We start from the raw sequence: 12,410 nt of genomic DNA, 5'->3' as shown, positions 1-12,410 counted from the left end.
GCCCTTTTTGGGGCCGGCCGTCCGATTTCCTGCACGCCTTCCAGCCTTTTAGCCTCCCTCACACCGACTTCGGCAGCTCGGGCAGGTCCAGGCCGGCCATCTGCTGCAGGAGCCGCATCACCTGGCAGGCGTAGCCGAACTCGTTGTCGTACCACACGTAGAGCACCACGTTCCGGCCGTCCGTGCCGTTGACGATGGTGGCCTCGCCGTCCACCACGCCCGCGTGACGCGACCCGATCAGGTCGGAGCTCACGATGTCCGGGCTGGTGGTGAAGTCGATCTGGTTCTGCAGGGGGCTGTCCAGGGCGATCTGGCGCAGGTAGTCGTTGACCTCGTCCCGGGTGGTGGCCTTCTGGAGCCGCAGGTTCAGGATGGCCAGCGACACGTCCGGGGTGGGCACCCGCACGGCGTTGCCGGTGAGCTTGCCCTTCAGCTCGGGTAGGGCCTTGGCCGCGGCCACGGCCGCGCCCGTGGAGGTGATCACCATATTCAGGGCCGCGGCCCGGCCCCGCCGGGGCTTGCTGTGGAAGTTGTCGATCAGGTTCTGGTCGTTGGTGTAGGCGTGACAGGTCTCCACGTGGCCCGACTCGATGCCGTAGCGGTCGTTGATCACCTTGAGCACCGGCACGATGGCGTTGGTGGTGCACGAGGCCGCCGACACGATCCGCTCGTCGGGATCAAGGGAGTCGTGGTTCACTCCGTACACGATGTTGGGGATGTCGCCCTTGCCCGGGGCCGTGAGGAGCACGCTCTTCACCCCCTTGGCCTCCAGGTGCTTGCCCAGCCCCTTGCGGTCACGCCACCTGCCGGTGTTGTCCACCACGATGGCGTCCCGGATGCCGTACTGGGTGTAGTCCATCGATGCGGGGTCGTCCGCGTAGAGGATGCGGATCAGGTTGCCGTTGGCCACGATGGCGTTCTCTTCCTCGTCCACCATCGTGGTGCCCTGGAACGCGCCGTGGACCGAGTCCAGGCGGAACAGGGATGCCCGCTTGTACAGGTCGGGCTCCTTGGGCCGGCGCACCACCGCGGCCCGCACCCGCAGCTTGTCGCCCTTGCCGGTCTTGTCCACCAGGATCCGGGCCAGCAGCCGGCCGATCCGGCCGAACCCATACAGGACCACGTCCTGGGGAGGCTCCAACACCGGCCGCACCCCCGTGGTCACGGCCTCGAGCTCCCGGGCCACAAACGCGTCCAGATCGCCCCCCTCCTTCTGGTGGCGCACGGTAAGCTTGCCCAGGTCGATTCGGCAGGGCCCCAGGTCCAGCCTGGCCAGGGCCTGGAGCACGGGGAACGTGTCTTGGACCGTGAGCTCCCGGCCCAGGATCAACCGGGCGTGGCGATGGACCTTGAGGATCTCCACCGAGCTCACCTTGGCGATGGACCGACCGAACACGTGCACCAGCACCCCCCGGTCCACCCGCAGGTCGCTCAGGACCGGAAGCATCTTCGTGGCCAGGGCCTCCGACTCGTTCCACAGATCGAAATACCGTTCGCTTTTGCTCCCACCCATGGTAACCACCTCCCGAAATCGTCGACGCTCGCTACTACGCCCGCCAAAGGGGCGCCCTCTCCGCCCCGCTCGGGGGCAAGGGGCCTAGTGGGGCGGCGGGAAGATACCACGCCGGGTTGGTCCCGCGAAACCCCCGGCAGCTTCGGTCTGCGCTCAGGGCCTTCGGCCCGCTAAGTGGCTAGGCGGCCGGGCGGCTCTCGAACCGCGCCAAAGCTCGGGGGCACGGGGCCTGGTGGAGCGCCGCGTGCGGCTCCTTAGCTCGCCGCGCAGCGCCTCCAACGCTCGCACCGTGAATTCGTTCGTGCCCCACCGAACCGTCATGAACCCCCCGCCGGTGCCTCGTGCCTGCGCGGCGAATCTCAATGCCCGGCTTCGCGCGCGGCCGGAACCAGGCCCCATGCCCTCCGCCCGCCTGATCGGCACAAGAAGTTCCTACTTCGCAGGCAGTCCGCGACGCGGCCTGCCGATGCCCCCTCCCCACGGCACGGCACGAGCTCCTGCCGAAACGAGGGTTTCTTTGCGCCAAACCCGCGCTATACTGTGCCCGTCCGCCGCCCTTTGTTGGTTCTCTCAAAATATGTTTCTTGACATCAAACCATTTCCCGGGATAGGCTGTTCGCCTTCCGCACAACGGAGGAGAGACCCCCCATGGCCAAACGCATCGATCCCGAACTCGAAGACCTGGGCATCGGCCAGAAGATCCGGGAGCTCCGCCAGCGCCGGCGGTACACCCTCCAGGACCTCTCGGCCAAGACCGGCCTGTCGAAGCCCCTCCTCTCCCAGGTGGAGAACGGCCACGTCATGCCCCCGGTGGCCACGCTGCTCAAGATCGCACGGGCCCTGGACGTGAACATCTCCTACTTCTTCCAGGAGGAGGAGAAGGAAGAGAAGATCGCGGTGACCCGGGCGCCGGAGCGCCGCCGGTTCACCCGCCGGTCCCACCAGGACGCGAGCGAGGTGGGGTACCTGTACGAGTCCCTCGAGCTCCACAAGTCCCGCAAGCATATGGAGCCCTTGCTGGTGACCTTCCCGCCCCTGGAGAAGAAGGACATGGTGTTCTACTCCCACGAGGGGGAGGAGTTCGTCCACGTGATCGAGGGCGAGATCGAGTTCCGCACCCCGGACGAGGTGCGCACCCTGAAGCCCGGCGACAGCCTGTACTTCGAGTCCGACGTGTCCCACGCCTTCCGGGCCCTGGGCAACAAGGAGGCCCGGGCCCTGGTGGTGGTGTACACCGGCGAACGGGGGTGAGCCGTGGTTGAGATCCGGTTCCACGGACGGGGGGGACAGGGCGCGGTGGTGGCGAGCAACATCCTGGCCGCCGCGTGTTTCCTCGAGGGAAGGTACGTGCAGGCGTTCCCCGCCTTCGGCGTGGAGCGGCGGGGGGCTCCCGTGGAGGCGTACATCCGGATCGACCACCAGAAGATCCACCTGCGAACCAACGTGTACACCCCCGACCACGTGGTGGTGCTCGACCCCACCCTGATCGAGGTGGTGGACGTGACCCGGGGGCTCAAACCCGGGGCCACCCTTCTGCTGAACACCGACAAGTCCCCCGACGCCTTCCCCCGGTTCGCCTCGTTCCGGGTGGCCACGGTGGATGCGAGCCGCATCGCCCTGCGTCATCGGCTCGGGTCCCGCACCCACCCCATCGTGAACACCGCCATCCTGGGGGCCTTCGCCCGGGCCACCGGGCTGGTGTCGGTGGACGCCGTGTGCGAGGCCATCCGGGAGGAGGTGCCGTCCCACCACGAGGCCAACATCGCCGCCGCCCGGGAGGCCTACGACTCGGTCGTGCTCCCGGAGGCGCCAGCGGAGGCTGCCCCATGAGCCCAGTGACGTTCCGCTCGGCCCGGGACCTGCCCCCCATGTCCCGCTCGGCCGACACCATGCTGTGGAACCGGACCGGGTCCTGGAGGTTCCTCCGGCCCCGGTATCAGGACAAGGTGGCTCCCTGCGCCGAGGGGTGCCCGGCCGCCGAGGACATCGCCCGGGTCCAGATCCTGCTGGGTCAGGGGGACTTCGAGGCGGCCTGGCTGCGCATCCGCGAGGAGAACCCCCTGCCGGGGGTGTGCGGCCGGGTGTGCCATCACCCCTGCGAGGCGGCCTGCAACCGGGGCGAGTACGACGACCCCGTTTCGGTCAACTCCCTGGAGCGGTTCCTGGCCGACCACGCCTGGAAGCTGGGTCTCACCCCCCCATCCCCCGAGCCGGGGGTCGGCGGCGGCCGGGTGGCCGTGGTGGGGGCCGGGCCCGCCGGGCTGGCCGCGGCTTACTTCCTGCGCCGCCTGGGCCACGAGGTGGACCTGTTCGATGCCCGTGCGGAGCCGGGCGGGCTGCTGCGGTACGGCATCCCCGAGTACCGCTTGCCCCTGGACGCCTTGGCCTGGGAGGTGGGGCTCATCCTGAACGACGGGGTGCGGTTCCACGGAAACCGCCGCCTGGGCGCGGACCTCACCTGGGACGAGCTCTCGGGCTACGACGCCGTGTTCCTGGCCGTGGGCACCTGGAGGCCGGCGCCCCTGGGGGCCGAGGGCGAGGAGCACGCCCGGGACGGCCTGGCCCTTTTGGAAGCGATCCGGCGGGGCGAGACCCCCGAGGTCTCCGGCAAGGTGGCCGTGATCGGCGGCGGCAACACGGCCATGGACGTGGCCCGCTCGCTCCTGCGGCTCGGCGCCGAGCCGGTGGTGTACTACCGCCGCCGGCTCCAGGACATGCCGGCCCTGCCCGAGGAGATCCACGAGGCCCGGGAGGAGGGCATTCCGTTCCAGACCCTGCTCGCCCCCAAGCGCATCGAGCCCCTGCCCCAAGGCGGGTTCCGGCTCGTGCTCACCACCATGGAGATCCTCGAGGAGGACGAAGGGGGTCGGCCGCGGGTGGTGCCCTCGGGCCATCCCGACGTGGAGGTGGATGTGGACGCCGTGGTCACGGCCATCGGCGCCGGACCGTCCGAGGGGGTGCCGGCCGAGGTGGCCGGCGGAGGGGGTCTGGTCTCGGAGGGGCTCCACCTGAAGCGGATCGCGCCCGAGGGCGAGTGGGCCGACCGGCCGCCGGTGTTCGTGGGCGGCGACCTGGTGAACGACCGCAAGGCCGTGGTCACGGCCGTAGCCTCGGGCAAGGAGGCGGCGCTCGTGATCGATGCGCGGCTCCGGGGTCGGGATCCGGCCTCGATCTGGCCCTCGATCCGGGTGGGCCGCCAGGGCGGGGTCTCGATGAACCGGTACCGTGGCGGCGACCGCGCGGCCCAGCAGGACCACGTGGTGCGCTACGACGAGCTCAACACCATCTACTTCCGGTTCCAGGAGCGACGGGAGCGGCCCCGCATCACCCTGGAGGAGCGCCGAACCGGGTTCGACGAGGTGAAGATGCGCATCTCGGCCTCGCTGGCCCTCAAGGAGTCGGAGCGCTGCTTCCACTGCGGCCAGTGCGACCAGTGCGACAACTGCTACCTGTTCTGCCCCGACGTGTCGGTGCTGCGGGACCTGCGCGCCGGCACCCGGGAGATCAACTACGACTACTGCAAGGGCTGCGGCGTGTGCGTGGTGGAGTGCCCCCGCAACGCCATGGTCCTGGAGGAGGAGCCCCGATGAGGCGGGTGCTGGAGGGCAGCCACGCCGTCAGCCACGCGGTGGAACTGGCCCGGGTGAAGGTGATCAGCGCCTACCCCATCACCCCCCAGACCCACATCGTGGAGCGGCTGGCCGAGCTGGTGGCCGACGGGGTGCTGGACGCCCGGTTCATCCGGGTGGAGAGCGAGCACTCGGCCATGGCCGCCGTGATCGGAGCGGCCTCGGCCGGCGCCCGGTCGTTCACGGCCAGCTCCAGCCACGGTCTGGCCCTGATGCACGAGATGCTCCACTGGGCCGCCGGCGCCCGGCTGCCCGTCGTGATGGCCGAGGTGAACCGGGCCATGGGACCGGGCTGGAACATCTGGGCCGACCAGACCGACAGCCTGTCCCAGCGGGACACGGGGTGGATGCAGCTGTACTGCGAGGACGTGCAGGAGGTGCTTGACACGATCCTCATGGCGTACAAGCTGGCCGAGCGGGTGAGCCTGCCGGCCATGGTGGTGATGGACGCGTTCTTCCTCTCCCACACCTACGAGCCGGTGGAGGTGCCCGAGCAGGACGAGGTGGACGCGTTCCTGCCGGCCTGGGAACCCACCGAGATCCTCGACCCGGCCGACCCCCACGCCTTCAACCAGCTGGCGAGCCCCGAGTACTACATGGAGTTCCGGTACAAGATCCAGCAGGCCATGGAGGAGGCCCTCCGGGCCCACGACGAGATCGACGCCGAGTTCGGCCGACGGTTCGGCCGCTCCTACGGCGCGGTGCGCCGGATCCCCTGCCGGGAGGGGGAGCTGGCCCCCCTGGCCCTGGTGACCACCGGGTCGGTCACCGGCACGGCCCGGGTGGCCCAGGCCGCGCTGCGGGAGAAGGGCACCGACGTGGACGTGGTGAAGCTCAAGCTGTTCCGGCCGTTCCCCCACGAGGAGGTCCGCGAGGTGCTGGGCCCGTACGAGCGGGTGGCCGTGCTGGATCGAAACATCTCGTTCGGGGCCGGGGGCATCTTCGCCAGCGAGATCCGGGCGGCGCTGGCCGGCCTGGACCGGAGGCCCCGGGTGTACCCGTTCGTGGCGGGGCTCGGGGGCCGGGACATCACGCCCCAGACCATCGAGTCGGTCGTGACCCGGGCCCTGGGGGACGAGCCACCCTCCGACATCCTGTGGGAAGGGCTCAAGCTCTAGCGGAGATCGCCATGCCCATCGAACTTCCCGTGCACGAGCGGATGTACTCGGGCCACCTGGCCTGCCCCGGCTGCGGTGCGGCCATCGCCATGCGGTTCCTCCTGAAGGGCCTGGGGGAGAAGGCCATCCTGTCGATCCCGGCGTGCTGCTGGTCGATCATCGGTGGACCGTTCCCCTACACGGCTCTCCAGGTGCCGGTGCTCCACACCGCGTTCGAGACCGGGGGGGCCGTGGCCAGCGGCATCCGGGCCGCCCTGGACGCCCGGGGCGACACCGAGACCCAGGTGGTCACCTGGGCCGGCGACGGCGGCACCTTCGACATCGGGCTCCAGTCCCTGTCCGGCGCGGCCGATCGCAACGAGAACATCCTGTACGTGTGCTACGACAACGAGGCGTACATGAACACCGGGGTCCAAAGCTCGGGGGCCACCCCCACCGGGGCCTGGACCACCACCACGCCCACCGGCTCGCCCAAGCCCACCCGCAAGAAGGACATCATGCAGATCATGGCGGCCCACCGGATCCCCTACGCCGCCACCGCCTCCATCGCCTACCCCGAGGACATGGTCCGCAAGGTGCAGAAGGCGGTCTCCCTGCCGGGCACGAAGTTCCTCCACGTGTACGCCCCGTGTCCCACCGGCTGGAAGGTGCCCAGCGAGATCAGCGTGAAGCTCGCCCGGCTCGCGGTGCAGACCCGGATCTTCCCCCTCTACGAGGTGGAGGACGGGGTGCGCTACACCATCAATCTGGAGCCGGTGGGCTACCTGGTGGACGAGTACTACCGGCTCCAGGGCCGGTTCAAGCACCTGACCCGCGAGGCCCTGGACCGGATCCAGGCCCAGGTGGACGAGAACTGGGAGCGGCTGAAGGCCCTGGCCCGAATCGGGTAAGTGCGGGCCGAAGGCCCCAGACCGACGACCCCAGACCGACGACCGAATCCCAGGGCTTGCCCTCGACCCCTCCCCCCGCCTACCCTGTAGGGACCCGGCGCTCCGGCCAGGGGCACGATCCCTAGCTCGCCGGGCCCGCAACCGCGAAACGAGGCTCTCCATGCGCATCGTCCGGTACGAAGACATGCGGGGGAACGTCCGGTACGGCCGGGAGGATCCGCCCGGCGTGGTGGAGGAGATGGAAGGCGACCCCTTCAACGGGCTCTCCCCCACGTTTCGTACCGCCGACGTGCTGCGGTTCCTGGCTCCGGTGGAGCCGGTGAACATCTTCTGCGTGGGCCTCAACTACCGGGCCCACGCCCAGGAGGCCGGCCTGCCCATCCCCGAGGACCCGGTGCTGTTCATGAAACCCACCACGGCCGTGGTGGGGCCGGACCAGCCGATTCGGATCCCGGCCTGCTGCGAGCGCGGGCCCGAGGTGGACTACGAAGGGGAGCTCGCGGTGGTGATCGGCCGCAAGGCCCGGGACGTGCCCGAGGACCGGGCCCTGGACTTCGTGCTGGGCTACACCGTGGCCAACGACGTGTCGGCCCGGCGGTGGCAGAAGCACAACGGCGGCCAGTGGATCCGGGGAAAGTCCTTCGACACCTTCTGCCCCCTGGGGCCGGCCCTGGTCACCCGGGACGAGATCCCCGACCCGCAGACCCTGCGGATCCGCACGGCCCTGAACGGAGAGCTGGTGCAGGACGGGGGCACCGACGACATGATCTTTCCCGTGGCCCGGCTGGTGAGCTTCCTGAGCCGAGACACCACCCTGCTGCCCGGCACGGTGATCCTCACCGGCACCCCCCCCGGCGTCGGCTTCGCCCGGACACCGCCGGTGTTCCTGAAGCCCGGGGACCTGGTGTCGGTGGAGATCGAAGGCATCGGCCGGCTGACCAACCGGGTCACCGGCCCCGACGGGGCCTAAACCTTTTGTCAGGAGATCCGACGTGAGCGAGGATAGGACCAACGAAGGACCGGTGCAGGTGGAGGTCGACAAGGCCAACCTGTTCCGGGAGGAGATGTTCACCGACCTGCGGGCCGCCACGATCCGACGGCTCGTGCCGGTGCGGGCCGACGGGTCCGACGACCCGGACCGCCAGCCCCTGTACATGGGCGAGACCCAGATCCTGACCCCGGCGGGCCTGCTGCCCGTGCAGGCCCCGATCGACGCGGCCACCCTGGAGGAGGCCTGCGACAAGTTCCCCCAGGCCATCAACGAGGCCGTCCAACGCCTGGTCCGGGAGGTGCGCGAGGCCCAGATGCGCGAGGCCTCCCGCATCGTGACCCCGGCCGAGGCCGGCATGGGGCTGGGCCCCGATCTCACCGCCGGGCTCAAGGGCGGCCCGATGCCTCGGCCGGGCGGCGGGAAGATCAAGCTGCCGTAAAAGGGCTGGGAGGCTCAGGAACTTCGGTCCACGGTCTTCGGTCCCCTGGCCCCCCAGGGCGAGTGGCTCTCGCCAACCCGGCGGCGGGAGGGCGTCCGGTTACACCGCACGTTGCCTGGCCGCCTAGCCAACTAGCCCTGCCGCCGGCGGCGGTAGTCGTCCTGGGCCCGCCAGGGGTCGATCTCCTCCGGCGTGAGGTTCCAGAATGCCTCCAGCCGGGCGTGGAAGTACCCGGCGTCCGCCAGGGCGGCCTCGGCCGCCCGGCAGGCCGCCTCCCCCACCACGCCCCGATCCATCAGGAACCGGTAGAGCAGCACCAGGGCCTCCCGGATCCGGTCGATCTCGTCGTGGGTGGGGTAGAGGGTGTGCACGATGTACCAGTTGGCCAGGTACTGGCGCACCAGGGTGGGGTCCTCGTCCGCCGGCCCGGTCTCCTTACAGTCCACCACGAAGTCCCGCAGGTACCGGTCGGCCTGGTGGGCCAGGCCCCCCGCCTCGAGGGGGGTGCGCCCCTGATGGTCGCGCAGCCAGGCCGCGAACTCCTGGAGCAGATCGGAGCACAGGCTGTCGAGGCGCACGAAGTCGTCAGCGCCCCGCAAAAGGAGCTCGTCTCGGTTCATCGTTCGATCCAACCCTTGTCTGCTCGGCTCCGGCACTGAGAAGCCCCCATCGGCCGCTGCGGGCTAGAGACCAGAAACTAGAGACTAGAAACTGGATTTTGGAGCCGCCCGGCCGCCTAGCTGCCTAGCCGCCCAGCGGGCCGAAGGCCCTCGACCGACGACCACCGAAGTTACTGGGAACCCGGCCTCACCCGCTCAGCAGGTACAGCAGGGTCACGGCCACGCTGAACACGATCAGGATGCCGAGCAGGCTCGGCAGCAGGGGGAACCGGTGCCGGCCCAGGGCCGCGGTGATGGTCACCAGGTAGGCGTCCCGGTGGGGACTCCGGATCATGCGGCGGTGGAACCAGTGGAGGCCGGCCCCCATGGCCAGGCTCGCCAGCCCGAACACCACGGCCACCCAGGCGTACCTGCCGTGCTGGGCGATCCCGATCCAGCCCAGGGCCAGGAGCGTCACCCCCCCCACGTAGAAGTGGTAGGTGATCAGGCGACCGTCCAGGAGCGCCCGATCCCTGTGGTTCATCCTGCGGTACCGCTCGAACAGCATCGTCCCCTCCGGGCTCGGGGTTCCGGCATCCCGATCCGTTCCTATACCCGATCCGCCGGGCCGGTGTCACCCTCCGGGTCCGGGGGGGGCCGGTTCTTGGTCCAGGAGGGGTGAGTGATCCCGTACTTCTCGATCTTGTAGTGGATGGCCCTCTTGGTGATGCCCAGCAGCCGGGCGGCGTCCTTCTGCACCCACCGGGCCCGGCGCAGGGCGGCCAGCAGGAGCTCCTTCTCCGCCACGTCCAGGCGCACCCCGCCCGGGGGGAAGTAAAACCGGAACGCCTCCCCCTCCCAGTCCTTGGGAACCGGGGGCGCCGCCTCGGGCAACCCCAGGTCCGACGCCGAGATCACCGGCCCCTCGCTGAGGAGCACGGCCCGCTCCACCGCGTTTCGGAGCTCCCGGACGTTGCCGGGCCAGGGGTGGCGCCGCAGGGTCTCCATGGCGTCGTCGCCGAACTCCACGGGCGGGCGCTTGAACTCGGTGCAGAACTGCCGGGCGAAGTGGCGGGCCAGCAGGATCACGTCGTCCCCCCGCTCCCGCAGGGGCGGCAGCCGGATGGTGACCACGTTCAGCCGGTAGAACAGATCCTCCCGGAACTTGCCCTGCCGCACCATCTCCGACAGGTCCCGGTGGGTGGCCGCGATGATCCGGACGTCCACCTCCAGGGGCGCGTCGCCGCCCAGCCGCTCGATGCGGCCGTCCTCGATGGCCCGCAGGATCTTGGCCTGGGTGGCCAGGCTCATGTCGCCGATCTCGTCCAGAAACAGGGTGCCGCCGTGGGCCCGCTCGAACCGCCCCACGCGCCGGCGCGCCGCCCCGGTGAACGCGCCGCGCTCGTACCCGAACAGCTCGCTCTCCAGCAGGGTGTCGGGCACGGCCGCGCAGTTCACCGCCACGAACTCCCCCTCGCGCCGCGGGCCCATGGCGTGGATCGCGCCCGCCACCAGCTCCTTGCCGGTGCCCGTCTCCCCCGTGATCAGCACGGTGGTGGGGGCCGGCGCCACCTTCCGGGCCAGATCCAGGGCGGCCCGGATGCCCGGGCTGTCGCCCACGATGTTCTCGGGCCGGTAGGGCTCGAGCAGGTGCTCGCGCAGGCCCCGCACGGTCTCGGCCAGGTCCCCCTGCTGCAGGGCCCGTTCGATCCGGGCCTCCATCTCGTCGATGTCGAACGGCTTCTCGATGAAGTCCAGGGCCCCCAGCCGGAGGGCCCGCACCGCCGCCTCCATGGATCCGTGGGCGGTCATCACGACCACGGGCGTGCGCGGCTGGTGGGCCCGCACGGCCTCGAGCACGGCGAACCCGTCGGCCCCGGGCAGCTTGAGGTCGGTCACCACCAGGTCGAACGAGCGGCTCTCCAGCGCCCGCACCGCCGCGTCCCCCCGTTCGGCCGTGACCACCCGGTGGCCCCGGGCCCCGGCCGCGATGGCAAGGGCGTCCCGCAGGGCCGCGTGGTCCTCCACGATCAGAATGTCAGCCACGTTCCGTCTCCTCGGTGACCACCGGCACCCGCAGCACGAACCGGGTCCCCCGGCCCGGCTCGGAGGTCACGTCCAGGCCTCCGCCGTGGGCGTCCAGGATCTTCTGGGCCGTGGGAACCCCCAGGCCCGAGCCGCCCTCCTTGGTGGTGAAGAAGGGGTGAAACACCCGCCGGAGCACCTCCGGCTCCATGCCGGGGCCGTCGTCCTCCACCTCGATGCGCAGCCGGGCGGCCGGGTGCTGCTCGAACTGCCGCAGCCCAGGGAGCGCGGTCGCTCCCGGTTCGGCCACCAGGGTGGGCACCTCCTCCAGCGAGAGCCGAACCCGCACGTTTCCCTCGGGCCCGGCCGCCTCGACCGCATTGGCCAGCACGTTGGACAGGGCGTCCCGCAGCTTCTCCCGGTCGGCCCGGGCCGGGGGCAGTTGGGGCGCCGCCTCCCAGCGCAGACGCGGCGCCTCCCCCCCGAACCGGGCCACCACCCCCTGCCAAGCCTCCCGGCACAGCGCCTCGACGTCCACCGGCCCGGTCTCGAGCCGCAGGGGCCGCACGAAGGCCAGGATCTCCCCCATTTTCCGGTTCGCCTCCAGGAGCTCCTGCTCGGCCCGGTCCAGGAACTCCGTCCCCTCGGGGTCGTGGTCCAGTCTGCGCCGCGCCAGGCCCAGGAACAAGCGGATGCCCCCCAGGCGGTTGCGGATCTCGTGGGCCAGCTGGGCGGCCACCTCCCCCAGGCTGGCCAGCCGGCTGCGCAGGGCCTCCCGCTCCCGCTCCTCCTCGACCACGGTCAGGTCCTTGAAGAACAGGGCCGAGCCCAGCACGGCCCCGTCCGGGGCCTCCACCCGCGAGAGGCTGAACCCCACCAGCTCCCGCCCGCCTTCCGGCCGCTCCAGCTCGAGCTCGGCCCGGTCGGGCAGGGTAGTGCGGCCCAGGGCCTCCAGCAGCAGGTGGGCCAGGGCCGGGTACGGGGCGAGCACCTCCCGGCAGTGGCGCCCCTCGGCACCCTCCGGCCCGATGCCCAGAATCTCGGACGCCGGACGGTTCCAGAGCATCACGGTGCCCTCGGCGTCCACCGCGATCACGCCGCAGCGCATGGATGAAAGGAGCAGGCTGGCCAACCGCTCGCGCATCGGGAATCGTTCCTGGGAGAAGGCAAGGGGTCCGTCGGTTCCTCTTACCACGGAACCCTGGC

At 70.6% G+C, this 12,410-nt stretch carries 12 protein-coding genes; 7 read left to right on the top strand and 5 right to left on the bottom strand.

Annotated elements, in window-relative coordinates:
- Positions 1–58 precede the first annotated feature (58 nt).
- Positions 59–1,513, bottom strand: coding sequence for a glyceraldehyde-3-phosphate dehydrogenase (locus tag DEFCA_RS0114850; protein WP_025323799.1), 1,455 nt, complete (start codon positions 1,511–1,513; stop codon positions 59–61).
- A gap of 648 nt (positions 1,514–2,161) precedes the next feature.
- Here DEFCA_RS0114850 and DEFCA_RS0114845 point away from each other — a divergent pair.
- From DEFCA_RS0114845 to DEFCA_RS0114815, 7 genes are all read left to right on the top strand, one after another.
- Positions 2,162–2,764, top strand: coding sequence for a helix-turn-helix domain-containing protein (locus DEFCA_RS0114845; RefSeq protein ID WP_025323798.1), 603 nt, complete (start codon positions 2,162–2,164; stop codon positions 2,762–2,764).
- 3 nt (positions 2,765–2,767) lie between these two features.
- Positions 2,768–3,343: a 2-oxoacid:acceptor oxidoreductase family protein gene (locus DEFCA_RS0114840; protein ID WP_025323797.1), complete on the top strand. Its 576-nt coding sequence runs from the start codon at positions 2,768–2,770 to the stop codon at positions 3,341–3,343.
- Entirely contained in the window at positions 3,340–5,103 is a 1,764-nt protein-coding gene (locus tag DEFCA_RS0114835) for an FAD-dependent oxidoreductase (RefSeq protein WP_025323796.1), read from the top strand. Before DEFCA_RS0114840 ends, DEFCA_RS0114835 begins: the two co-directional genes overlap by 4 nt.
- Positions 5,100–6,260: a transketolase C-terminal domain-containing protein gene (locus tag DEFCA_RS0114830; RefSeq protein WP_025323795.1), complete on the top strand. Its 1,161-nt coding sequence runs from the start codon at positions 5,100–5,102 to the stop codon at positions 6,258–6,260. Before DEFCA_RS0114835 ends, DEFCA_RS0114830 begins: the two co-directional genes overlap by 4 nt.
- Before the next feature lie 11 nt (positions 6,261–6,271).
- Positions 6,272–7,150, top strand: coding sequence for a 3-methyl-2-oxobutanoate dehydrogenase subunit beta (locus DEFCA_RS0114825; protein WP_025323794.1), 879 nt, complete (start codon positions 6,272–6,274; stop codon positions 7,148–7,150).
- Between the two features lie 160 nt (positions 7,151–7,310).
- Complete coding sequence (locus tag DEFCA_RS0114820) at positions 7,311–8,120, top strand: fumarylacetoacetate hydrolase family protein (protein ID WP_025323793.1); 810 nt, start codon at positions 7,311–7,313, stop codon at positions 8,118–8,120.
- A gap of 22 nt (positions 8,121–8,142) precedes the next feature.
- Positions 8,143–8,580 carry a hypothetical protein gene (locus DEFCA_RS0114815; protein WP_025323792.1) on the top strand — a complete coding sequence of 146 codons (438 nt, stop codon included), beginning with the start codon at positions 8,143–8,145 and terminating at the stop codon, positions 8,578–8,580.
- A 131-nt stretch (positions 8,581–8,711) separates the two neighbouring features.
- On the opposite strand, the gene DEFCA_RS0114810 is transcribed toward DEFCA_RS0114815, so the two are convergent.
- The 4 genes from DEFCA_RS0114810 to DEFCA_RS24345 form a co-directional block, all read right to left on the bottom strand.
- A complete protein-coding gene (locus tag DEFCA_RS0114810) occupies positions 8,712–9,200 on the bottom strand; it encodes a hypothetical protein (protein ID WP_025323791.1) in 489 nt (162 codons plus the stop codon).
- Between the two features lie 187 nt (positions 9,201–9,387).
- Entirely contained in the window at positions 9,388–9,747 is a 360-nt protein-coding gene (locus DEFCA_RS0114805) for a hypothetical protein (protein ID WP_025323790.1), read from the bottom strand.
- Positions 9,748–9,788: 41 nt separating this feature from the next.
- Positions 9,789–11,225 carry a sigma-54-dependent transcriptional regulator gene (locus DEFCA_RS0114800; RefSeq protein WP_025323789.1) on the bottom strand — a complete coding sequence of 479 codons (1,437 nt, stop codon included), beginning with the start codon at positions 11,223–11,225 and terminating at the stop codon, positions 9,789–9,791.
- A complete protein-coding gene (locus tag DEFCA_RS24345; protein WP_025323788.1) occupies positions 11,218–12,348 on the bottom strand; it encodes a two-component system sensor histidine kinase NtrB in 1,131 nt (376 codons plus the stop codon). Before DEFCA_RS24345 ends, DEFCA_RS0114800 begins: the two co-directional genes overlap by 8 nt.
- Positions 12,349–12,410 lie beyond the last annotated feature (62 nt).

The sequence above is a fragment of the Deferrisoma camini S3R1 genome, assembly GCF_000526155.1.
In the GTDB taxonomy this organism is placed as follows: Bacteria; Desulfobacterota; Deferrisomatia; order Deferrisomatales; family Deferrisomataceae; genus Deferrisoma; species Deferrisoma camini.
This window is presented reverse-complemented; position numbering and strand designations above follow the sequence as displayed.

What these genes read in the sequence shown, in the direction of transcription:
- DEFCA_RS0114850 (WP_025323799.1), bottom strand. Translation starts at nt 1,513, where the DNA reads ATGGGTGGGAGCAAAAGCGAACGGTATTTCGATCTGTGGAACGAGTCG.
- DEFCA_RS0114845 (WP_025323798.1), top strand. Translation starts at nt 2,162, where the DNA reads ATGGCCAAACGCATCGATCCCGAACTCGAAGACCTGGGCATCGGCCAG.
- DEFCA_RS0114835 (WP_025323796.1), top strand. Translation starts at nt 3,340, where the DNA reads ATGAGCCCAGTGACGTTCCGCTCGGCCCGGGACCTGCCCCCCATGTCC.
- DEFCA_RS0114830 (WP_025323795.1), top strand. Translation starts at nt 5,100, where the DNA reads ATGAGGCGGGTGCTGGAGGGCAGCCACGCCGTCAGCCACGCGGTGGAA.
- DEFCA_RS0114825 (WP_025323794.1), top strand. Translation starts at nt 6,272, where the DNA reads ATGCCCATCGAACTTCCCGTGCACGAGCGGATGTACTCGGGCCACCTG.
- DEFCA_RS0114820 (WP_025323793.1), top strand. Translation starts at nt 7,311, where the DNA reads ATGCGCATCGTCCGGTACGAAGACATGCGGGGGAACGTCCGGTACGGC.
- DEFCA_RS0114810 (WP_025323791.1), bottom strand. Translation starts at nt 9,200, where the DNA reads ATGAACCGAGACGAGCTCCTTTTGCGGGGCGCTGACGACTTCGTGCGC.
- DEFCA_RS0114805 (WP_025323790.1), bottom strand. Translation starts at nt 9,747, where the DNA reads ATGCTGTTCGAGCGGTACCGCAGGATGAACCACAGGGATCGGGCGCTC.
- DEFCA_RS24345 (WP_025323788.1), bottom strand. Translation starts at nt 12,348, where the DNA reads ATGCGCGAGCGGTTGGCCAGCCTGCTCCTTTCATCCATGCGCTGCGGC.